The organism is Martinezella sp. CNPSo 3890 (genome assembly GCF_057784455.1).
Genome location: NZ_JBXSOR010000004.1, coordinates 92,696 through 115,159, shown reverse-complemented (window position 1 = coordinate 115,159; position 22,464 = coordinate 92,696). Strand labels below are relative to the sequence as shown.

Here is a 22,464-nt window from a genome sequence, read left to right as displayed (position 1 = left end):
GTGAACCAGCGAACACGCCCTCTCAGGGAGTGCTGACGAAATGCCAGAAGCAAGAAGAATGCCGGTATTGCTGCCCTCAAGGCAAGCGAAGGAAATTAATCGGCAGATTTTTGCCGTCCACCCGCGCTTCAGGCGATCAGTCGCAGCAACCTGTGGATATGGAAATCTCCGCCTATGCACATTTGCTATCGTTCAAACGGTTCGCCGAGTGAGGCGACACCATTCAGCTTCAGGAGCCGGCGATCGACGGAGATGATGCCAAGGACGATGATCGTCACGAGATAGGGCAGGCATGCGAGCAATTGCGAGGAAATTGCGAGCCCGCTCGCCTGCGCCGCAAGACCCATCAGCGACACCGCACCGAACAGGCAGGCGCCCAGGAAAATCCTGGATGTCAGCCAGGTTCCAAAGACAACGAGGGCAATGGCAATCCAGCCCCGCCCCGCGATCATGCCGTCCGCCCAGAGCGGCGTATAGATCGTGGAGGCGTAAGCGCCGGCAAAGCCTGCCATCATGCCGCCAAACGCAACTGCCGCGAAGCGGATCGAGACAATGGGATAGCCGATAGCATGCGCAGCTTTCGGATTTTCACCGACGGCGCGAAGGATAAGGCCGACCTTGCTATAGGCAAACATCGCCCATATGCCGACCGTCACGACAAGCGAGATCCAGACGACGATATCCTGGCTGAAGAGGCCCCCGACGACTGGAATTTGTGAAAGCCCGGGAATTGCGATCTTTGGCAAGGTGGTGACGGTCAGGCTCTCATAACTCTTGCCGAATAGTGCCGAGAGGCCCTGGCCGAGAATGCCAAGGGCAAGACCGGCAGCAACCTGGTTTGCGTTGAAGCCCAGTGTGATAGCGGCAAAAATCATGGAGAGGAGTGCACTTCCGAGGCCGGCCGCAAGGAAGGCAAGAAGATGACCGCCGCCATGATAGACGACAATGAACGCGATGACGGCGCCAACGGCCATCAAGCCCTCTACGCCGAGGTTCAAGACGCCGGCGCGCTCGGCAACAAGCTCGCCCAGGGCTGCCAGCAGAAATGGCGTTGCGGCTGCCAGCATGCCGGCAAGAATGAACTCGACGGCGCTCATGATGCGCTCCGGACGGGCATGGGGCGCCAGACGATGCGATAGCGCACGAAAGCCACGGCGATGAGATAGATGAGGAGCAGACTGCCCTGGAACACGCGGACGGCTGCAATGGGCAGATTGGCGGAGACCATGGCGTTATCGCCACCGATATAGAGAGCTGCCATGATGATCGCGGAGATGACGATGCCGATTGGATTGAGGCCGCCAAGATAGGCAACGATGATTGCCGCGTATCCATATCCGGTCGAGATCGAACGCTGCAGCTGGCCAAGCGGTCCGGCAACTTCAGCGGCCCCCGCAAGTCCGGCCGCCGCTCCGCCAATGATCAGCGACAGCCAGATTGCCCAGCTCTCCTTGAAACCGGAATAGCTTGCCGCCCGGGGAGCCAGTCCGCCGACCTGCAATTTATACCCGGCGAAGCTCATCTGCATGAAGATCCACGCTGCGATCGACAGGCCGACGGCAAGGATAAGCGAGACATTGACGCGGGTTCCCTCGAACAGGATCGGCACCATTGCGTCGTACTGGAACATGACCGACTGCGGGAAATTGAAACCGCCGGGATCTTTCCATGGGCCGAGAAGAAGATAGTTGAGCAATTGCGCGGCAACGAAGCTTAGCATCAGTGAGACAAGGATTTCGTTAGCGTTGAGCCTGACGCGCCAGAAGGCGGTGAGAGACGCCCATAGAGCACCGCCGAGAGTGCCGAGCAGCAGCATTGCGGGCCATATCCATTGGCCCGTTGCCTGCGGCATCCAGATGGGTATGGCGGAGGCGAAGATTGCGCCAAGAATGAATTGGCCCTCAGCGCCGATATTGAAGACCTTGGCACGAAAGCCGATTGCGAGACCCTGTGCAATCAAAAGCAGGGGGCCAGTCTTGAGCAATACTTCCGAGAACGAGGCCCAGGAGACGAATGGTTCGATCAGCATGGCATAGATCACCGCCATCGGATCACGGCCCATCGCGATATAGAGACCGAGATTGAGTGCGATGGTGACGATGAGGGCGATCGGCGGCGCGAGCAGCTTTGCGGCGAACGAGGCTCGATCGCGGCGGACAAAGCTGGGAAGGATTGCAGAAAAGGAACGGCTCATGCGAATGCCTTTTCGCCTTGGGGCTGTGCGCCGATCATGTATCGACCGATATCTTCAGCTTTTGTATCGCGGGTCACGAGCGGCAGGCTCAGCGTGCCGTGGTAAAGGACCTGAATGACGTCGCTGAGCTCGAACAATTCCTCGAGCTCTTCCGATATGACGAGAATTGCCATGCCTTGATTGCGCAGCTCGATCAGTCGCTTGCGAATGGCGGAAGCCGCGCCGACATCCACGCCCCAGGTTGGTTGTGCAAGAAACAGCAGTTTCGGGGCGAGCATGATTTCGCGCCCGACGATGAACTTCTGCAGGTTCCCCCCGGAAAGCGACCCGGCTTCAGCCTCCGGACCGCGCGTGCGCACGTCATAATCGCGAATGCACTCGTTTGCGAAATCCGTTGCCTTCGCTTTGTCGATGAGACCATGCCTGACGAGCTTCAAGGGATGGGCCGTCAGTAAGCTGTTGAGCGTTAAGGACATTTCGGGAACGGCGCCATGCCCGAGCCGATCCTCCGGAACAAAGGCAAAGCCAAGCTTCCGGCGGCTGGCGGCGTCGAGGCTGCCGACATCCTGTCCCATCATGAAGATCTGATCGCGTTTGTCCCGGGGCAGGGGCATTTCCCCTGAAATCAGGGCGGCAAGCTCCTTTTGCCCATTCCCGGAAATGCCGGCGATGCCCAGAATCTCGCCGCTGCGCACCGTCAGGCTGATCGTGGAGAGCGGCATGCCAAAGGGGTCGTCCGGCCGGTAGTCGAGGCCGATGATTTCCAGGCGCTTTTCACCCTCGGCCAAAGTCAAGGCCGGTATCGCTTCCGGCATATCGCGGCCGATCATCATGCGGGCGAGATCATGGGCGTCGTGTTCACGCGGATCCACATGCCCGGTCACGCGTCCGCCGCGCAGGATCGTAGCCCGGTCACACAGGGATTGGATTTCTTCCAGCTTATGCGAGATGAAGAGGATCGACACGCCGCGATCGCGCAGCCGGCGCAGCGTGTCGAACAGCTTCTCGACGGCTTGCGGCGGCAGCACCGAAGTCGGCTCGTCGAGGATCAGCAGCTTCGGATCGGTCATCAGGCACCGGATGATCTCCACCCGCTGCCGCTCGCCGACCGACAGTTCGTGCACATGGGCGAGCGGATCGACTTCGAGACCGAATTCATCTCCCAGGGCGCGGATGCGCTGCGCAAGCTCGGCCCTGCTGCCGGAGACGATCAGGCGAATATTCTCGACGACCGTCAGGCTCTCGAACAGCGAGAAATGCTGAAAGACCATCCCGATGCCAGTACGCCTCGCCTCCGCAGGGGAGGCAAGGCTCAAGGGCTTTCCATGCCAGCCAATGGTCCCATCATCCGGTTGTTCGACGCCGTAGATCAGCTTCATCAGCGTCGATTTGCCTGCGCCATTCTCTCCGAGGATGGCATGGATCGAGCCCGGGGCTACGTCCAGATCGATATGCTTGTTGGCATGGACCTGGCCGTAGCTTTTGGAGATGCCGCGCAGCGACAGCAGCGGAATGGTCATTTGGATTTACTTCGGCAAAGGCGTCTTCACACCTTTGACATGCCAGTCCATCGCGACGATCTGGGCATCCGTCAGTGTCGCGCCCGAAGCCGCTCCTTCGCTGCCATCGGCCTTGGTGATCGGGCCGGTGAATGGCGAAAAGCCGCCGCTGGCGATCTTCGCTTCGACTTGCTTGATCTTGGCCATGGTGTCGGCCGGAATTGCCGGGCTCCAGTCGACGACTTCGACGACCTTGTCCGCGACGCCGAGGAAAGCGTTGGCACCCTTGAAGGTGCCGGCGAGATGGGCATCGACCGATGCCTTGAAGAAGGGCGACCAGTCTGTGGACACGCAGCCGAGATAGGTTTTCGGCGCATATTTCTTCATCGAGGAATTCAGGTTGAAGGCGTAGACACCAGCTTCCTCGCAGGCTGAAATGACCGAAGGCGTATCCTGTGCGTTCGAGAAGATCACATCGCAGCCTTGCGAGATCAAAGCTTTGGCGGCCTCTTGTTCCTTGGCCGGATCGAACCAGGAATTGACCCAGACGACCGATACTTCGATGTCCGGTTTCACGGCCTGTGCACCTAACGTGAAGGCGTTGATCGACGTGATCAATTCGGGAATGGCGAATGCGGAAACCGAACCGAGCTTGCCGGTCTTGGAAACGGCGGCCGCTGCCATGCCGAGCAGGTAGGTTCCCTGGAAATACTTGGCGGCGAAGGGCGAGAAATTCGGCGCGACCTGGAAGCCGGAGGCATGCAGGACGGTCACCTTCGGGTTGCGGCGGGCAATCTGAAGCGCGCCGTTCTGATAGCCGAAGGAGCCGGCGATCAGGAAGTGGTTTCCGTCGGCGACTGTCTTGTTCATGATGCGATCCGCATCCGGGCCTTCGGCGATGTTCTCGATCACGGTGACCTTAACCTTGTCGCCATAGGCGGCCTTGATCGGATCGAGGCCCGCGGCCAGCGCATGACCCCAGCCGACATCGCCGATCGGCGAGGGCACGACGAGCGTAATGCCGAGCGGTTCGGCGGCGGCAAAGGCAGAGCGACCGGTAAAGGCCGTTGCGAGGCCTGCGACGGCCGCGCTCTTCATCAATGTTCTGCGGGTCAGATTCTTCTGCATCCCAGTTCCCCTTTTTGGCTTTCAGAATTCTACTGTTGCAAGAGCAGCTTCGGCCGCCGCAAACAGCGCGGCCTCATCCAGTCCGGTGAATTCACCCTTTTGCCAGACGATGCATCCGTTGATCATGGTCAGATCGGTGGGCATGCCGATCCCGACCTTAGCAATCAGGCTCAGCGGGTCATGCCGTGTGCCGACATAATCCATCCGCCGCGTATCGATAGCGAATAGGTCGGCGGCCATACCCGGGGCAAGTCGCCCGATATCCGTGCGCCCCAACAGGCTTGCGCCCCCGCTGGTCGCATATTGCAGGAAGTCGAGCGGGGCCGGAACTGCATGCGCGCGCGTGGATGCCGTCAGGCACTGCAGCATGTAGGCGGAATGGATGCAGTGCATGAGGTTGGAGTTGTCATTCGATGCGGCTCCATCGCAGCCGAGGCCGATGCGCAGGCCGAAAGCCTGCATCGCCGGAATATCGGTCACTTCGGCGCCGACAAGGTAAACCGGCTCGGGGCAATGGGAAACGCCGGTGCCGCTTGCCGCCATCTTGCGCAACTCGTCATGCGTCAGTTCCCAGCAATGGGCATAGAAGGTGTCGGGGCCGGCAAAGCCCAATTCCGCGCAGTAGTCGACCGTGCGCATGCCATGCCGCGTCTCGATGACGGGGCTTTCGCCTTCGCCGACATGCGTATGCAGCTGCACGCCGCGATCGCGCGCCAGCGCAACCGACTCGACGAAGGTTTCGCGATAGCAATTGACCGGCTGGCAAGGCGCGACAACCACCCGGCGCATGCTGAAGGGGCTGGCATCGTGATAGCTATCGATCAGCCGCGCGCAGTCGGCGATGAATTCGTCGGTGGTTTCGAGCATGGCATCCGGGATCGTCGACCCCTCGGACTTCGGCAGGGTGTTGCCGCCACGGCCTGCGTGAAAGCGCATTCCGAGCAATTCCGCCGCCTCGAACTGTCGATCGATCAGGCGCTTGCCCGCATGGCGGGGAAAGCAATATTGATGGTCGAAGGCGGTCGTGCAGCCGTGCTTGATCATCTCGGCCATGGCGGTGACCGAAGAATGATAGAAGCAGTCTTCCGTCAGCCGAGAGAAGATCGGATAGATCCGGTCGAGCCATTCGATGACGGAAAGCTTGGTCCAGTCGAGGTCGGCCCGGTTGCGCACGAAGCACTGAAAGAAGTGGTGATGGGTGTTGACGAGCCCCGGATAGACGAACCAGCCGGATGCGTCCTGGACTGCCGTTCCTTCGGGTAAGCCGCTCAACGACAGGTTTTCGCCAATCGCCTGGATCGCCGAGCCCTTGGTGAGCAGGTCGACGTTCCGGCGCACGCTCGGCCCATTGCCCTCATCGACGATAACTGCAGCGCAATTCTTCAGGAGATAACCGGTCATTCCATCATGCCTCTGCTGCCGGATGCGGATCGGGTTTCAACTCATGCAGGCGATGAATGCCGGGCATTTCGATGAAACCGGGTAGGCTGCGGATGGCGCGCATCCAGAGGCGGATCAAGGGATAGGGATCAAGCGGGATGCCGCCGTCAGGCGCAAGCGCGACATAGGGAAAGCAGGCGATATCGGCGATCGTCGGCTCACTTGCCGCAAGAAACCGCATGCCGCGCTCGCGCTGTTCGAAGAGGCCCGCTTCGAGCTCGCGCAGGGCAGCAATCCCTTGAGCCTGTAGAACCTTGATGTCACCCGGTCGCAGGAGCATTTCGTGGAGCCGCGCGCCGCCAAGATTGGCTGTCAGGCGATGCGAAAGGGAGAGCCATTGCTGTACGCGCCCCGTCTCCCGCGGCGAACCCTGACCCAGCCATTCCGGCGCAGCATTGGCCGCGAGATAGGCAAGCATCGCCGAGGATTCGGTGAGCACGAGATCGCCATCTTCGAGGATCGGGATTGAGCCTGCCGGATTGAGCGCCAGAAGCTCCGGCCCGCGATGCTCCGCGCCGGGATGGAAGTCGACTGGCCGGATCTCGAGCTTGATGCCGAGGATCGCGGCCATCAGCCGGATCTTGTAGCAGCTCGGCGATAGAACATAATCGTAGAGCTTCATTGTGCGACCAACTGTGCGCCGTAGGTATAGTTGTGGCGCTTGAGCCATCGCCGGTAGGCGACCGAGGTGAGGTCGGCCCTTGTTGGAATTTCCATGCCGGGATCGAGCGGAAGAAGCGCGGGTATCTGGTTTTCGAGGATCGAGCGATCCTGCAGGAAGATCGTCTGTTGAAAGTGGATAAGGTCCGTCATCGGCGTTTCATCATCGAAGAGCGCCATCCAGGGCCATACGTCGCAGAGATCTTCGGCAAGAGGCTGGACGAATAAGGTGATGACGTCCCATTCGCTGGGGCGCGGAGGGCACGTCTTGTAGAGGACGGAACAGGTCGGGGCCGGCACGCGGTACATATATTCGGTCGTAATGCCGCCGGTCGCAGATTTTGCAGCCTGCGGCTGGTAGAACTTCACCTGCGTTGCCCAGACTTCATCCACACCCTCGCGGATCTCGACCTTATAGTTTTCGACCTCCGTATGCGGTTCCGCGCCGAGGATGTCGGTGTGAACGAAGGGAAAATGCGCGATGTCGAGAAAGTTCTCCACGGCGCGAAGCGGCGAACAGCGCACGCGGACCACGCCGACATCGACGAAGCGCCGGCCCGGCTGATCGGCTTCGGGAATGGCAAAAAGCTCCTTGTCCGGCTTTCCGAGCGAGGACCAGACGTGGCCATATTGAACGCGGACGGGAAGTGTTCTTCCCTCGACGGTCGTCACCCGCGCATTGCCATCCTGATCACGCGCGACCTCGATCGCCTCGCCCATCAGCCAGGTCTTGCTTCCCTTCTCGCTGAGCTGGCTGAAAAGGCCGACCGGATACCATTCATCGATCATCGCGCCGCCATTCATCATGCATTCTCCCTTTGGCGCTCTTCCGCGGCACGGCGGATGGATTCGACAATCCGGGATGCCGCAATGCGGTCTGCCGGGCTGCGATCCCTATCGATCAAGAGAAGAAGGAGCGTATGTTTTCCCTGAGGTGCCAGCAGCAGCCCGATCCAGGGAAATTGAGGTAGGCGAACCAGCCCCTTTGCATCAATCTTTGCCCCTGCCGCAGCCTCGATCTCCGCAACCCCTGTTTCCACGATCATGGAGCGCAGCGGAATGAATTCGTCGAGCTGAGGAGGCGGTGTTGCCGGTTGCCCGGCTGCCATCCATAGAACACCATCCGCTTCTTCCACTTGCTGGACGGCGACGCGGATGGTTTCCGGCGGAACGAGATCGGGATGGGCCGGAATGCGAATGCATCCGCCTGACGTCGAATAGCTCCACCCGTGATAGATGCAGGAGAGTGCCTCGCCGCGGACGAAGCCGTGCGACAATCTCATTCCGCGATGTGGACAGCGATCGGATGATGCGGTTGCGCGACCCGACTGACTGCGCCAAAGGGCAATCGGGCCAACCGATGTCCAGGCCGGCATGACGGTTCCTGGTGGCAGATCGGAAGAAAGGGCGACTGGCGCCCAGGATCCGGCCCCATCAAATGGCATGGTCTCAACTCTCTAATTTCACCAATGGCTTAGCGCCGCTGGTCATAGGCAGGCACTGATGCCTGCATCCCCTTAGTGTTCAAAGATTTTGCATAAATAATTCGCATTTGCAACAATGATTAAATAAAAGGCAATAGATCAGGAATTTCTAAGATGCGATGTTTCCGGCCCATTCATGACCCTGCGTTGAATCTCCTCAACCCAGACGTCGATCGGACCGAGTGAGCAGCCCATTTCCAGCATGTCGATCAGTTCCACAGGTCCGGTGACCTCAAGTTCGATCCGGGCCGCATCGGAATGGAAGAATGTCTGCGCAAGTCCGAGCTTGTTGGCGTGACGCCGGATCCACGGGACGAATGAGGCTGCGTTAAGGTCGCCCAGTATCGTCATGCGCTCCCGAAATTCACCTTGCGGCACGTGCATTCGCCAATGATCCCTGCCTTGCATCAAGATGACAGAATAACCGCTTCATGGGTTTGCGAAAGGGGGCATCTCCCAAAACAATGCTCCGCCGTCCCTGTGGACAGCGGAGCTTGAGGCTGTGTCAATTCTTGACGGTGTCTTCCAGGAAGAAGCGGCCAAGCGGGTTTTGATGGAAATTATCGATATTCTTGCGCGCGACGTTGATATACGGGCTGTAATAAAGGTCGATCCAGTTGACGTCGTCCTTCGCCATCTTCTGCAGATCGATATACATCTGCTCGCGCTTCTTCGGATCCAGCTCCAGCCGCGCCTTGGCGACGAGATCCTTTACCGCATCATTCTTGTAGTTGGTCATGTAGTTGTTGTTGGAATCGTGGCCGAGAACGAAGGTCGTCTTCTGGTCCGGATCGAGAATATCGTTGGTCCAGTAGTTGACGGAAATGTCGTAGTCGCCAGCGATGGTCATGTCCCATTCCTGGCTGGGGTCCACCTTTTGCAGGTCGGCAGTAATGCCGGCCTTGGCGAGTTGCTGCTGGACCAGCACGGCCGTCTGTTCATCCACTTCATCGCCGGCGCGAATGAGGTATTTTAACGTGAGATTGGAGGCGCCGGCCGCCGAAAGCATCTGCTTGGCCTTTTCCGGATCGTAGGGGCGTTGCGGATTATCCGCATAGTAATACAAGGCGCCCTTGGGAATGTAGGAATTGGCGACGGTGCCCTGACGGAAGGTAACGGCGTCGACGATCGCCTTCTTGTCGATCGCCATATCCAGAGCCTGGCGGACCTCCTTCTTGCCGAGGTCGCCATGGGCGTGGTTGATCAGCAGGTGATCCTCACGCGTTGAAGGATCGATCAGCACGTTGAGGTTTGGGTCCTTTTTCAGCTCTTCGACACGCGAGAACGGAACGAAAATGGCGGTATCGAGCTGGCCGGCCTGCACGTTCAGCATCCGGGTGTTGTCGTCCGGTACCGAGATCCATTCGACACCATCGAGTTTCACGCGGTCGGCCTGCCAGAAATTCGGGTTCTTCTTCAGGATGATGCGATCGCCGCGGCGCCATTCTTCGACGGAGAAGGCGCCGGAGGCGATCGGCTTTTCCGCATAGGCATCCGGCCCCATCGTTTCCATCCCGGCCTTCGAGATGACCGATGCGTTCGGCAACGCCAGCGTCGAAAGGAAAGGCGCCGATGCGTGTTTGAGCTTGATCGTCAGTGTGTGCGGATCAGTCGCGACGGCGGTATCGATCACCTTGTATGAGTCGCTCCAGAGCGATGCCTTGTCGTCGCGGATGCGCAGCAGGCTGAAGGCTGCATCGTCAGCCGTCAGCGGCGAGCCATCGGAAAATTTCGCATCGCGAATCTTGAAGACATAGGTCAAGCCATCATCCGAGGTCGTCCAGCTTTCCGCGAGACCCGGCTCCAGCTTCGTGCCCGTCTTGTCGACGCGCACCAGCACGTCGTAAACGTTGGAGAACACCCAGTTGTCGATATTCTGCGCTGTTTTGATCGGATCGAACGTCGTCGAATCCTCACGGCGGCCGATTGTCAGCACGCCGGCGGCTTCGGCATAGCTCGCGCTCAGCGTCAGGCCGGCGAGGATGGCGGCAAGCCCGATTGTCTTCCATTTGTTGATCATGAATTCGTTCCCTTCGTTGTTATCGCATGCGTTTGGCTGATTGGGTCTGCCCGGCGGGTGCCGCATCGCGCTCGCCATGCAACGGCTTGTCCGGATCGATATCGGGAATGGCTGCAATGAGCGCTGCGGTATAAGCATGCTTCGGGCGAGAGAAGATCTCCTGCGAGCGGCCTTCCTCGACGATCTCGCCGCGATACATCACGACGGTCCGCTCACAGAGGTCGCGCACGATGGCGAGGTCGTGAGCGATGAAGATCAAGGTCAGGTTCATCCGGCGCGTCAGTTCGCGGAAGAGATCGATGATCTGCGCCTGGATGGTGACATCGAGGGCAGCCACGCATTCGTCGGCGATGATGAGCTTCGGATCGACCGCAAGCGCCCTTGCAATGCCGGCACGTTGGCATTGGCCACCGCTCATGCTGCGCGGCTTGCGATCGGCGAATTCGCGCTCCAGCCCCACGAGATCCAGCAACTCGCCGATGCGCGCGGGGATGTCGGGTTTTGCGATCTTGCCCTGGACTTTCAGCACTTCGGCAAGCGTCTGGCCGATCGTCAGCCGCGGGTTAAGCGCATTGAAGGGGTCCTGGAAGACCATGGCGGTTTCGCGCCGGAGCCTTGCGAGGCCAGCGCTCTTCTGCTGGGTCAGATCGACACCATCGAACGTGACGTGACCGGAGGAGATCGGGGTAAGGCCGAGAACGGCGCGCGCAAGCGTGCTCTTGCCGCTGCCGGATTCTCCCACAATGCCGATGGTTTCGCCCGGCATGATCTGCAGGCTGACGCCGGAAACGGCGCTGACCGTCTTTGCGCCGCTGCCCCTATAGAAGCCGCCGCCGACCCTGAAGTCTACACTCAGGTCATCGATTTCAAGCAGCGGCTTGGCTGACGTTTTCGGCCGGGTTGGTTCCGGCTGCGTCATTGCCGCTTCGTCGGGCAGGGAAGGGTGGCTGTTGATCAGATCGATCGTATAGGGGTTTTCAGGCCGGCTGAGGATCGTCCTTTTGGGACCCTGTTCAAGCAGGCGGCCGCTGCGCATGACGGCGATCCTGTCGCAGGTCTGGGCGACGATGCCGAGATCATGGGTGATGAGGATGATCGAAAGTTCGCGCTTGTTGCGAATATCGATCAGGAGCCGCAGGATCTGCGCCTGGATGGTGACGTCGAGGGCCGTCGTCGGCTCGTCGGCGATCAAGATCTTAGGGTCGCAGGAGAGTGCGACGCCGATCATGGCACGCTGCCGCATTCCGCCGGAAAACTCGTGCGGATAGCTGTCATACTGTCTTTTGGGATCGGGAAAGCCGACCTGCTCAAGGATTTCGGTCGCGGCTGTGCGCGCCTCGCGCGTTGTGAGCCCTTGATGGTAGCGGATGCCTTCGGCGATCTGGTCACCGATGCGCATGACGGGATCGAGATGGCTTGTCGGATTCTGGAAGATCATGCCGATCTCGCCGCCACGCACCTCAAGCATCTCGGCATCGCTGATTTTCGTGAGTTCCCGTCCTTCAAGACGGATGGAGCCTCTGTCGATCTTTAGAAGTGACGAGGGCAGCAGCCGCACCAGCGAACGGCACAGGAGGCTCTTGCCCGAGCCGCTCTCGCCAACAAGGCCAAGGATCTCACCCTTGCCGAGATCGAGCGAAACGCCGTCGATCAGCGTGCGTGCACCGCCATCGAGGCGGGCCTTGACCACCAGATCGCGAACGGAAAGGACGGGTGCACTCATTCATGCACCCCGAGCAGTTCGCCGAGCGCATCGCCCAGCATGCTGAAACCGAAGGCGAGGCAGACGATGGAAAGGCCGGGAAACAGCGTGATCCACCAGGCCGTCGTAATGAAGCTCTGGCCTTCCGCCACCATGACGCCCCATTCGGCAAGCGGAGGCTGAACGCCGAGGCCAAGATAGCTGACAGCCGCGCCGCTTAGGAGCACGAGCACGGCATCCGACATGGAAAAGACGATCGAGCCGGCAATGGCATTCGGCAGCAGGTGACGGAACATGATCCTGGGCCGGCTGAAGCCGAGACTGACGGCGGCAATGGCATAATCGCTGCCCTTCAGCACCAGCATTTGTGCGCGGATCAGGCGCGCATAGGAAACCCAGCCGACCAGGGCCATGGCGATATAGAAGCTGCTGAGCCCCGGTCCCAGAATGGCGATGATCGACAGCATCAGCACCAGGAAGGGGAAGGCGAGGATGATATCGACGATGCGCATGAAGAGCGCATCGACAATGCCACCGAAGAAGCCGGCAATGGTGCCGACGGTCGTGCCGATCAGAAAGGGGAAGAGCACGCCGATGACGGCGATCTGCAGGTCGATGCGCACTCCCCAGATGACGCGCGAAAGAATGTCTCGTCCGAAATTGTCCGTACCGAACGGATGCAGGAACGACGGCGCCTGCAGGCGCATGTCGGCATTCTGAAAGATCGGGTCATAGGGCGCGACGATTGGTGCCGAAATCGCCAGAAGAAGGAAGAACAGAAGGATGCCGCCACCGAGCGTCAGCGTCAGGTGCTTCCCCAAAAACCTGTTCCAGCCGAGGGAGGCGGTTGCTGTTGTGTCGATGCTCATAGCTTCACCCGAGGATCGACGGCGACCGTGACGATATCGGCGAGGAAATTGACCAGCACCGTGGCGCAGGCAAACACCATCGCAACACCCTGAACGACCATGTAGTCGCGCGAGAAGATGGCGCGCACCAGCAGTTGACCCATGCCGGGCAGGGCAAAGACGCTTTCGACGACGACCGTGCCGCCGATCAGCCAGCCGATGTTGACGGCGAGCAGGTTGATAGTCGGCACCAGCGAGTTCGGCACGACATGCCGCCAGAAGACGATGCCCTCAGGCATGCCGCGGGCGCGGGCCGCAGTCGCCACATCCGATTTAAGAGATTCGATCATCGCCGCCCGCAGGCTGCGCGTCAGCACGGTCGAAAGCGACAGCGCGACCGTCAGGGCCGGCAGGATGAGATGGGCGATCTTCTCGCCGATCGTCGAGCCATATCCCGAGACCGGCAGCATCCCGAGTTGAACGCTGAACAGGATGATCAGCATCAGCCCCAGCCAGAAGGGCGGGAAGCCGATGCCGAAGGTCGAGACCACGCGCACGATGTGATCCGGTGCGCGGCCGACATTGCGTGCGGCAATCGCCGACATCGGCACGGCAATCAGGATCGACAGAATGACGCTCGAGACGACCAGCGAGACGGTCGGTTCGATCCGCGTCGAAATCAGCGGCAGCACGTCGATCTTGTAGAGGATCGATTTGCCCATCTCGCCATTGCCGAGATTCCTGATGAAATACAAATATTGCAGCCACATCGGCTGATCGAGGCCGTATTGCGCGCGAATGCTGGCAAGCGCTGTCGGGGTGGCGCGCGTGCCGAGGATATTGCGCGCGGGATCGCCGGGAATGAGGCGGACCAGAACGAATGTGATGACGCTGATGCCGAAGAGGACAGGCAGGAACTGCAGCGGTCGCGTCAGTACGAATCTATAGCGATGCATGGCGGCGATCGCCCCCTTGTCGTCGGTGGGATTGGATCACCTTAGCTTGCATCAGCTTGCCCTATGCCGCGATAGGAAGTCGAGGAGCGCCGGATAGTAATCCCACGGGTTCTCATAGAAAGGCATGTGGCTGGCATTGGCGAAGACCTTGAGTTCGGCATCCTTCAAGGCACGCTTCATCCTGAGCGCACAGGCCGGCGTCAATTCGTCATGTTCGCCCGCCGTGATCAGCACCGGCATGGCAAGCTGCGGAAGGTCCGGAATGCGGTTCCAGTCCTTGAGATTGCCGATATAGAGAAATTCATTCGGCCCCTGCATCGTCTCGTAGGGACCCATGTTCCAATCGTCGAGCGAACGGCGGACGGGTGCCGGCCATTCCGGCAGACGGCAGACATGGCGATAATTGAGGATGGTGACGGCGGCGAGATATTCGGGGTGATTATAGGTGCCCTGCGCCTCGTGCTTCTGCATCATGGCGACCGTTTCCGGACCGAGTGCCGCGCGCAGCCGCTCCAGCTCGGAAATCAGGTGCGGCATATCGGCGACGGTATCTTCGAGGATCAGCGTCTTGAGGTTCTCGGGATAGGTCAAAGCATAGTCGATTGCCAGCCAGCCGCCCCAGGAGTGACCGAGCATATGGACCTTGCCGAGGCCGAGCGCCTTGCGGACAGTCTCGGTCTCCTCGACATAGCGGCCGATGGTCCACAAACCCTTGTCGGTTGGGCGGTCTGAGGCGCCGGTGCCGAGCTGGTCGAAGGCGACGACCCTGTACCCCTTGTCGATCAGGCAGGAATGCGCCTCGCGCAGATAGTCGCAGGGCAAGCCTGGGCCGCCATTCAGGCAGTAGACCGTCTCCGGCCCGCTGCCGAAGCTGTAGGCGACCACCTTGTAGCCATCGACCTCGACGACATGCCGCGCCTCCGGCTCAATTTCACGCCACATTGATAACTCCGGCGAAAGATTCTGCTTGCTCAATATTTGAGCATGGCTAAATTTTTACCTTAAACCGCGCTCGGCACCAGCTATAAGAAGTGATAGGTTGGGAGGTCGCAGGCACAGACGGGAACCGCTGCATGTTCGATCAAATCGGAACCATCAGGCGCCAGTTCACGGCGCATCAGACGCTGGACGGCCGCATCGATCATATCTTCGAGAGAATGAAGGCAATCGGTTTCGAGGCTTTGATCTACGATTATTCGCCGGTGCCCTACGACCTAGACGGCAAGATCATGATCCCTTCGCTTCTGAAGCTCAGGAACATCTCCGACGACATGTATGAATATTGGTTCGATCGCGGCTATTTCCGCATCGATCCCGTGCAGCAGGTGGCGCTACGAACCTCGGCGCCGTTCTTCTGGAATTACGATCCCGACGCCGATACGCTGATCAAGCGCTTCATGAGCGAGGATACGGTTCCCGTTGCGCGATATTTGAGCGAGCGCGACATGTCGACGGGTGTCACAGTGCCGGTGCACATGCCGCGCGGCGATTATGCGACGGTCACCGGAATTCGTTTTGGTGCCAACAGGGAGTTCGAGCGCGACGCTCTGCGCTATATCGCCGATTTCAACCTGCTTGCGCATGTCTTTCATGAGACGGCCTATTCGCTCTTTGATACCGCAGCGCTGAGTGTCGGCAAAATCCGGCTGACGGAGCGCGAGAGGGAATGCCTGCGCTATTCCGCCGAGGGTTATTCCGCCAAGGAGATCTCGCGCATCATCGATCGCTCGGTGCCGACCGTTGTCATGCACTTGAATGCCGCGGCAAAGAAGCTCGGCGCCAAGAACCGCACGCAGGCAGTCGTCCGGGCCACGCATTATCGCCTGCTGGACGCACAGCCATCCTATAACTTGTGATAGCTGCCGTACCCGTTTCGGCCGCGTTATGGTCTGGTCCATCGAAGCCTGGAGATGGAGAGACACGTGGCCGCAATCCCGACGCAGGAAGCCTTTCTGCCCTTCCGTGAATACCGGACATGGTACCGCATCACCGGCTCGCTCGATTCCGGCAGGCTGCCGCTCGTCGTCGCCCATGGCGGGCCGGGCTGCACTCATGACTACGTCGACAGCTTCAAGGGCATTGCCGAAATCGATGGCCGCGCCGTCATCCACTATGATCAACTCGGCAATGGTAAGTCCACGCGCCTGCCGGAGAAAGGCCCCGACTTCTGGACGCCGGCGCTTTTCCTCGATGAGCTGGATACGTTATTAAGGCATCTCGGCATTCAGGATCGCTACGCCTTTCTCGGGCAGTCCTGGGGCGGCATGCTGGGTGCCGAACATGCGGTGCGCGGACCGAAGGGTCTGAAGGCACTGGTCATCGCCAATTCGCCGGCCAACATGCACACCTGGGTCGCAGAAGCGAACCGCCTTCGCGAGGAGCTGCCGCAGGAGGTGCAGGACACGCTGCTAAGGCACGAAGAGGCCGGTACGATCACCGATCCGGAATATATCGCAGCTTCCCGAGTCTTCTACGATCGCCATGTCTGCCGCGTCGTGCCCTGGCCGGAGGAGGTTGCCCGCACCTTCGCCACCATGGACGAGGACAATACCGTCTACCGCAACATGAACGGTCCGACCGAGTTTCACGTCATCGGCACGATGAAGGATTGGACGATCGAAGACAGACTTCCCCTGATCGAGGCGCCAACCTTGCTGATCTCGGGCAAATATGACGAGGCGACGCCGCTGGTGGTCAAGCCTTATGTCGATGGCGTCAGGGGGTGCGAGTGGGTGCTCTTTGAAAATTCGAGCCACATGCCGCATGTCGAAGAAAAGGATCTTTGCCTGAAGACGGTTTCAAGTTTCCTGGAGCGGCATGACTGATCGTTGGGCCTTAACAGTGTAGCTAATCCCGATGCCAGGCTCGCTTCTTCCGCGTGGACCAATCGGATTCCATAACGGAATAGCGCGCTGTCCTAGATCGGTTTGTGGAGCATAGGGCGGCCGTTGTCGAAGCTCTTGCGCCCCTTTTTCCAGCCGGCAATCATTCGGGCAATCTCGCGCACGGCCGCACCGGGGCCGGCACTGTCGAGGAGCACGATCGTCGCTTCGTCGCCGGCCTGCAGACGCGTGCTGCCGTCGCGTTGGCCCGCTGCCATTCCGCTCACCATGTCGAAAGCCAGGCTCATATCTTCGTCACGCGAAAGCTGGGCGACATTGGCGTAAAGATTGGCCATGCGAATGAGCGAAGCGTCGCCATAGGGCGTGAAGGGATTGAGAATATTGTTGGTCGCGATGGAGGTGACGACCCCTCTTCTTGCGAGCAGATGGGCCGGCGCTACGCCACGCGGAATCAGGCGGTCTTGACCTCGGCCCATGAGAAACAGATCGGTTGCCGGAAGCACCGATAAAGCGATCCCTGCTTTTGCCAGGTCATCGGCAATAGCAAGAATCTGCGCCTGTGGCATGGCCGACAGATTGGTGACGTGGCCGATCGATACGCGGCCCTGCCAGCCATGACGGAGCGTCGCGTCGATCACGTCAGGCAGATCGGTTCGATCCGGATCGAGACTGAAATCGAGATGAAAGTCGACCGCGACATTGTGCTTTACGGCAAGGGCAAAAATCATGTCCACGTGCCGGCCGGGGGAGGGATCTGTATAGGGGCAGCCACCCACCAGATCCGCACCATCGGCAAGTGCTGCGTCGAGCATGTCGTATGTTTCGGGCTCATTCGTGAGCCCGTCCTGGGCAAAAGCACAGATTTCGATATCGATTGCGAAAGCATAATCCCGACGGAGACGTTTGATCGCTTCGAAGGAGCGGAAGCCCGCGCGCGGATCGATTTCGACGAAGGTGCGCATCCGCGTCGTGCCATGGGATATCGCTTTCTCCACGACGTGTGCAGCGCGCGAATAAACATCGGCTTCTTCAAAGCCGGCCTTGGCTTTGGCGACTTCCCGCACGGCCTCAGCCAGTGTCCCCTCGCACATTGCGCAACGATCGAGAATGCAGGCCTTGTCGAGATGAATGTGGGTATCGACAAATCCGCCAAAGGCGAAGCTTCCCTCGCCGTCTACGTTCGATATTGCGTCACATCGAATGCGGGGTTCGATGGCTGCAATCCGGTCATCCCGCACGCCGATGTCGACGAAATCGCCATCTTCTACAACACGGACATTTCGAATGATGAGATCGAACGGTTGGCCGTTGGCGCTCACAGCAGGATCGCGCCTCCGTCGCTCCGCGGATCATGCGCGCCGTCAATCGCCCCGTCTTCGCCGATGCGGATGATACCGGCTTGGCCCCCAAGTGGACTGAAGGCGTCGATGGTGGAGATCTCATGTCCCATGGCTGCGAGGGCAGAAACCGTTTCGGCGCCAATATTTTCCTCGATCTTTAAGCTATCCCGACTGTCGGAAAATGTGCGGCCGAGCAAGAAGCGCGGGCGTGCGAGTGCTGCAGCGGGATCAAGGCAGTGGTCGATCAGCAGGCTGAGCAGCAGCGACAGGGTCTGGGGTTGACCGTCCGCGCCCTGTGTGCCGTAGACCAGATGCGGACGCCCGTCCTTCAGCGCAAGGCCCGGGTTGAGCGTATAGAAAGGACGCTTTTCCGGTTGGATGCAATTGGGATTTACCGGATCGGTGCTGAAGGCCGCCCCTCTGTTTTGCCAGAGGAGGCCAGTGTCGCCGATCACCACGCCGCTGCCCCAGTCGAAATAGAGGCTTTGCAGCAGAGAGGCGCATCTTCCATTGGCGTCCACGGCGGCAAGCAGCGCTGTATCGCCGTGTCGATAATCTTGTGGCCAAGGCAGGGCTCGTGCCGGATCGATCGCCGCAGCCTTGGCGGCAAGGCGCATTGGATCGAGGAGGTATTTCGAGGCGTCCTCGGCGAAACGAGGATCGGCGATTGCATGCCGATCGAGGAACGCCTGTTTCACGGCTTCGACCAGCGCATGATAATAGGCTGGACCGTCGGGCCGGAAATTAGCCATCGGCAGATGGTCGAGCACACCCATGATGGCGAGGGTGGTTATTCCTTGCGTCGGAGGGGATGGAGCAAGAAGTATCGTGTCGCGATACGCCTGCTGGAGAGGAGCCGCGACATCAGTCCGCGTGGCAGCAAGATCTGCGGCCGAAAGAGGAGAGCCGGCCTCTGCAAGCCCGTTCGCAATTCGACGGGCGAGAGCCCCCTCATAGAATTCGCGGGTGCCGTGACGCGCTATGGCTTTGAGCGTCTGCGCCAAGGCGGGTTGATGCTGGATGCCGCCGGGCCGGAAGAGCCCGGTAAAGCCCGGCCAGTTCCTCAGTTCATCGCGCCGGAATTCGTACCAGAAGGCTTGCGACCTGCTGACTTCGAAGCCGGCGTCCGCCAGTGCGATGGCGTCGTCGAGAAGGGCCGGCAATCGCTCCGTGCCGCCCCATGCGTCGGCGGAATAGGCAAGCACTTTCTCCCAACTATCCACGAGGCAGGCCGTCGTCAGGGTAGAGGCCGCGCCCCGCAAAGGTATGTCTCCACGCGGAATGGCCGCAGCCGCCTGCCCGATACCGAGGAAAGTCTGAGCATTGCCTACTTCGTCCGCCACCAGCCAGACAGCGTCACCGCCCAGCCCGCAGAAATGGGGGTAGGTTACCGATAGAGCAGCTCCGGCCGCGATCAGTGCCTCAATCGCATTGCCGCCGCGTCTGAGCACTTTTGCGCCTGCTTCGCTGGCCTGCCAATGCGGTGTCGCAATCATGGGACGGGATGATGGCGAATTGGTTTGAGCGGTCTGTTTGGCGGAGAGAGTCATGAAATCAGCGGTCGCACGGATGGCGATGATGTCTTGTTCGGCATTGGTAAATCCTGGCGGCATGGTCTGGAAAGTCAGACATGCAATACCGATGCCATAAGGCGCCGCAGCTGCGCGATCATGATTCAAGCCATTGTATCTATTCAGAATAAATCAGTCCCTTGTTGCCAAGGCTGCAAAGATGCCAAAGGCCGATCTTGCGTTCATGCCTCAGCGAGTGCCCAGGAATTCGCATGTTCGTGTATGGGTGATGGAAAAAGTGGCGGTTCAGTCCCCGATGTGGCCTGGAAGACGGAGCTGCCATTGAATGACGCACTGGGCTGTCTGCGGGAGCTATCCGTAATCTCGATCGCAGCGCATTACACCATTGTCTACGCTAAAGTGATGCTCGGGATGCCTCCGCCACCGCCCCCTGCAATGAAGACGGTGGTGAATGACTTTTTCAGCCATGAGAGGGATGACAAAGCCGTTCGCTCTCCTATTCTCACGGAGCAGATCATTTCTTTGATATCGGCAGCCGCCGATTTCGATCTTGACCTTGGGAGGACATCATGACGCGCACGGTGATTATCGGTGCAACGGGCCATATCGGCACCTATCTCGTGCCGCGGCTCGTGGAAGCAGGGCATGAGGTCGTGGCGATCAGCCGCGGCCAGGCCAAACCCTATTCGCCGAACAAAGCGTGGAATGATGTGGAGATGCAGGCGATGGATCGCTCCGCCATGGAGAAGGAGGGCAGCTTCGGTCCAGCCATTCGCGCCTTGAAACCGGATATCGTCATCGACATGATCTGCTTCACGCTCGATAGCGCAAGGCATCTGACTGAGGCGCTCACCGATCATGTCGGCCATTTCCTGCATACGGGTACGGTCTGGACGCATGGATTTTCGACTGTGGTTCCGACGCCGGAAGAGGCGCCGAAGCGGCCCTTCGGCGATTATGGCATCCAGAAGGCGGCGATCGAAGCGCATCTGCTTGAGGAGGCGCGGCGCAGGGGATTTCCCGCAACCCTGATCCATCCCGGCCATATTGTCGGTCCAGGCTGGGAGCCTCTTAATCCCGCCGGGCATTTCAATCTGTCGGCGTTTTCGACATTGGCGCGCGGTGAAACCCTCGTCCTGCCGAATTTCGGCCTGGAGACGGTTCACCATGTCCATGCCGATGATGTCGCGCAAATGTTCATGGGCGCTATTGCCAATTGGCGGGTTGCGACGGGAGAGGCTTTCCATGCGGTTTCAAGCGGTGCGCTGACGCTTAGAGGCTATGCCGAAGCGATGTCGCACTGGTTCGGACATGAGCCGAAGCTGGAATTCCTGCCCTATGAAGCATGGGCCGAAGGCCAGTCGGCGGAAGATGCGCAGGCGACCTGGGAGCACATTGCCAGAAGCCCGAATTGCTCGATTGCGAAGGCCGAGAGGCTGCTTGGATACCGGCCGCGCTATACGTCGCTGCAGGCCGTTCAGGAGGCGGTTGCCTGGCTGATGGAGAATGGTCGGATCGGTTGAAAGGCCAGTCTTTAAGCCTGGTCAGTGTTTCTGAGCCAGGCATCCATGCCTTTTGCTGCCGCATGACCAGTCGCAAAGCAGGCCGTCAGAAGATAGCCGCCGGTCGGCGCTTCCCAATCGATCATTTCTCCGGCCGCGAACAGGCCGGGAAGTTTCTTCAGCATGTATCTCTCGTCGAGCTCATCCCAGCGAATGCCGCCGGCAGACGAGATGGCTTCGGCAATGGGCCTTGGCCTCAGCAACGGAATCGGCAGGGCTTTGATCAGGCGGGCAAGCGCTTCCGGATGCGAGAGAACGGCGGGCTCGGCAAGCTCGCGCAAAAGGCCCGCTTTGACGCCCTCGATGCCGGCGCCCTTGCGCAGGCGATTGGAGAAGCTGGCCTTTGGGTCCTGCCGCGTCAGATCGCGCGCCAAGCGCACCTCATCGCGTCCCGGTGCCAGATCGACAATGAGCGAAGCCTCGCCCATTTTTGCCAACCGGTCGCGCAACGAGGCGGCATGCGCATAAACCAGACTGCCCTCGATCCCTGTCTTCGAGATGACGAATTCGCCGGGAAAAGTCCCGTCTTCCGATGTTGCCGTAACGGCCTTGAGGGGGGTGCCGGCAAAGCGCTCGCTGAAGGTTGCACTCCAGGTGACGTCGAAACCACAATTGGCCGGCTGGAAGGCGGCGATATCGATCCCTTTGTCGCGAAGCCAGCTGACCCATGCCGCATCCGATCCGAGCCGGGCATAGCTTGCCCCGCCGAGTGCTAGCAAAACGACGTCATGACGCACGAGCTCGCGCCCGTTCGGTGTTTCGAAGACTAGACTGTCGTCCTCGAAGCCGCACCAGCGATGCCGCGTCATGATGCTGACATTACCCGCCTGCAGCCTGGCCAGCCAGGCACGCAGCAGCGGCGAGGCCTTCATGACTTTCGGGAAGACGCGGCCGGATGAGCCGATGAAGGTTTCTGTTCCCAGGCCTTTCGCCCAGGCTCTGATGTCATCCGGTTGGAAATCGTCAAGCGCTGCGCGCAATCGGGACGAGGCGGCGCCGAAGCGGTTGGCAAAGACACCGTAATCTTCCGAATGCGTGATGTTGAGACCGGATTTTCCGGCCAGCAGAAACTTGCGCGCAACCGTCGGCATGGTGTCGTAGATCACAACGCGATGGCTAAGCCGCGATAAGGTCTCTGCCGCCATCAACCCGGCAGGGCCGCCGCCAATGATTGCAATTTGCTTTTTTGTCATACTCACCCGGTGCCGCTTGCCTACTGTTCTCTAGGGCCGGATGGGGGCCGAACGCAAGATCGC

At 59.9% G+C, this 22,464-nt stretch carries 21 protein-coding genes; 4 read left to right on the top strand and 17 right to left on the bottom strand.

Features of this window, described 5'->3' with window-relative positions; all coding sequences use genetic code 11:
* Positions 1 to 185: 185 nt before the first annotated feature.
* The 14 genes from AC13RC_RS13300 to AC13RC_RS13235 all read right to left on the bottom strand — a co-directional run bounded on the left by AC13RC_RS13300 (position 186) and on the right by AC13RC_RS13235 (position 14,873).
* Positions 186 to 1,097: an ABC transporter permease gene (locus AC13RC_RS13300; RefSeq protein ID WP_113329729.1), complete on the bottom strand. Its 912-nt coding sequence runs from the start codon at positions 1,095 to 1,097 to the stop codon at positions 186 to 188.
* On the bottom strand, positions 1,094 to 2,194 hold the full coding sequence (locus AC13RC_RS13295; RefSeq protein ID WP_488557397.1) for an ABC transporter permease: 1,101 nt from the start codon (positions 2,192 to 2,194) through the stop codon (positions 1,094 to 1,096). The genes AC13RC_RS13300 and AC13RC_RS13295 overlap by 4 nt, the downstream gene beginning before the upstream one ends.
* Positions 2,191 to 3,714, bottom strand: coding sequence for an ABC transporter ATP-binding protein (locus AC13RC_RS13290; RefSeq protein ID WP_488557396.1), 1,524 nt, complete (start codon positions 3,712 to 3,714; stop codon positions 2,191 to 2,193). The genes AC13RC_RS13295 and AC13RC_RS13290 overlap by 4 nt, the downstream gene beginning before the upstream one ends.
* Positions 3,715 to 3,720: 6 nt before the next feature.
* Positions 3,721 to 4,821 carry a BMP family ABC transporter substrate-binding protein gene (locus AC13RC_RS13285; RefSeq protein WP_145318587.1) on the bottom strand — a complete coding sequence of 367 codons (1,101 nt, stop codon included), beginning with the start codon at positions 4,819 to 4,821 and terminating at the stop codon, positions 3,721 to 3,723.
* 21 nt (positions 4,822 to 4,842) lie between these two features.
* The gene (locus AC13RC_RS13280; protein ID WP_488557395.1) at positions 4,843 to 6,222 is read right to left on the bottom strand and encodes an amidohydrolase; all 1,380 of its coding nucleotides are present in this window, start codon (positions 6,220 to 6,222) and stop codon (positions 4,843 to 4,845) included.
* A gap of 4 nt (positions 6,223 to 6,226) precedes the next feature.
* Positions 6,227 to 6,883: a glutathione S-transferase family protein gene (locus AC13RC_RS13275; RefSeq protein WP_488557394.1), complete on the bottom strand. Its 657-nt coding sequence runs from the start codon at positions 6,881 to 6,883 to the stop codon at positions 6,227 to 6,229.
* Positions 6,880 to 7,725 carry an aromatic ring-hydroxylating dioxygenase subunit alpha gene (locus AC13RC_RS13270; protein ID WP_488557556.1) on the bottom strand — a complete coding sequence of 282 codons (846 nt, stop codon included), beginning with the start codon at positions 7,723 to 7,725 and terminating at the stop codon, positions 6,880 to 6,882. Before AC13RC_RS13270 ends, AC13RC_RS13275 begins: the two co-directional genes overlap by 4 nt.
* Positions 7,725 to 8,366, bottom strand: a complete 642-nt coding sequence (locus AC13RC_RS13265; protein ID WP_488557393.1) for a Rieske 2Fe-2S domain-containing protein — start codon at positions 8,364 to 8,366, stop codon at positions 7,725 to 7,727. The genes AC13RC_RS13270 and AC13RC_RS13265 overlap by 1 nt, the downstream gene beginning before the upstream one ends.
* 138 nt (positions 8,367 to 8,504) lie before the next feature.
* Entirely contained in the window at positions 8,505 to 8,789 is a 285-nt protein-coding gene (locus tag AC13RC_RS13260; protein WP_113329737.1) for an acylphosphatase, read from the bottom strand.
* A gap of 121 nt (positions 8,790 to 8,910) precedes the next feature.
* Positions 8,911 to 10,425: an ABC transporter substrate-binding protein gene (locus AC13RC_RS13255; RefSeq protein WP_488557392.1), complete on the bottom strand. Its 1,515-nt coding sequence runs from the start codon at positions 10,423 to 10,425 to the stop codon at positions 8,911 to 8,913.
* A 19-nt stretch (positions 10,426 to 10,444) separates the two neighbouring features.
* Positions 10,445 to 12,148, bottom strand: a complete 1,704-nt coding sequence (locus AC13RC_RS13250; RefSeq protein WP_488557391.1) for a dipeptide ABC transporter ATP-binding protein — start codon at positions 12,146 to 12,148, stop codon at positions 10,445 to 10,447.
* Entirely contained in the window at positions 12,145 to 12,996 is an 852-nt protein-coding gene (locus AC13RC_RS13245) for an ABC transporter permease (protein ID WP_488557390.1), read from the bottom strand. The genes AC13RC_RS13250 and AC13RC_RS13245 overlap by 4 nt, the downstream gene beginning before the upstream one ends.
* Positions 12,993 to 13,931: an ABC transporter permease gene (locus tag AC13RC_RS13240; protein WP_488557389.1), complete on the bottom strand. Its 939-nt coding sequence runs from the start codon at positions 13,929 to 13,931 to the stop codon at positions 12,993 to 12,995. The genes AC13RC_RS13245 and AC13RC_RS13240 overlap by 4 nt, the downstream gene beginning before the upstream one ends.
* Before the next feature lie 51 nt (positions 13,932 to 13,982).
* On the bottom strand, positions 13,983 to 14,873 hold the full coding sequence (locus AC13RC_RS13235) for a proline iminopeptidase-family hydrolase (RefSeq protein WP_488557388.1): 891 nt from the start codon (positions 14,871 to 14,873) through the stop codon (positions 13,983 to 13,985).
* 131 nt (positions 14,874 to 15,004) lie between these two features.
* Here AC13RC_RS13235 and AC13RC_RS13230 point away from each other — a divergent pair, with 131 nt between their 5' ends.
* Both AC13RC_RS13230 and AC13RC_RS13225 read left to right on the top strand, forming a co-directional pair.
* Positions 15,005 to 15,787 (top strand): LuxR family transcriptional regulator, encoded by a 783-nt coding sequence (locus AC13RC_RS13230; protein WP_488557387.1) that lies wholly within the window; start codon positions 15,005 to 15,007, stop codon positions 15,785 to 15,787.
* Between the two features lie 54 nt (positions 15,788 to 15,841).
* A complete protein-coding gene (locus AC13RC_RS13225) occupies positions 15,842 to 16,756 on the top strand; it encodes a proline iminopeptidase-family hydrolase (protein WP_488557386.1) in 915 nt (304 codons plus the stop codon).
* A gap of 92 nt (positions 16,757 to 16,848) precedes the next feature.
* Here the strand turns inward: AC13RC_RS13225 and AC13RC_RS13220 are convergent, their stop codons facing one another.
* Together AC13RC_RS13220 and AC13RC_RS13215 are read right to left on the bottom strand one after the other, a co-directional pair.
* Complete coding sequence (locus tag AC13RC_RS13220; protein WP_488557385.1) at positions 16,849 to 18,093, bottom strand: amidohydrolase family protein; 1,245 nt, start codon at positions 18,091 to 18,093, stop codon at positions 16,849 to 16,851.
* Positions 18,090 to 19,664, bottom strand: a complete 1,575-nt coding sequence (locus tag AC13RC_RS13215) for a gamma-glutamyltransferase family protein (RefSeq protein WP_488557555.1) — start codon at positions 19,662 to 19,664, stop codon at positions 18,090 to 18,092. Before AC13RC_RS13215 ends, AC13RC_RS13220 begins: the two co-directional genes overlap by 4 nt.
* Before the next feature lie 303 nt (positions 19,665 to 19,967).
* On the opposite strand from AC13RC_RS13215, the gene AC13RC_RS13210 reads away from it, so the two are divergent.
* Both AC13RC_RS13210 and AC13RC_RS13205 read left to right on the top strand, forming a co-directional pair.
* Positions 19,968 to 20,219 carry a hypothetical protein gene (locus tag AC13RC_RS13210; protein ID WP_488557384.1) on the top strand — a complete coding sequence of 84 codons (252 nt, stop codon included), beginning with the start codon at positions 19,968 to 19,970 and terminating at the stop codon, positions 20,217 to 20,219.
* Entirely contained in the window at positions 20,216 to 21,169 is a 954-nt protein-coding gene (locus AC13RC_RS13205) for an NAD-dependent epimerase/dehydratase family protein (RefSeq protein ID WP_488557383.1), read from the top strand. The genes AC13RC_RS13210 and AC13RC_RS13205 overlap by 4 nt, the downstream gene beginning before the upstream one ends.
* A gap of 11 nt (positions 21,170 to 21,180) precedes the next feature.
* Here AC13RC_RS13205 and AC13RC_RS13200 read toward each other — a convergent pair whose 3' ends face one another.
* Positions 21,181 to 22,401, bottom strand: a complete 1,221-nt coding sequence (locus tag AC13RC_RS13200; protein ID WP_488557382.1) for a TIGR03862 family flavoprotein — start codon at positions 22,399 to 22,401, stop codon at positions 21,181 to 21,183.
* Between the last annotated feature and the right edge of the window lie 63 nt (positions 22,402 to 22,464).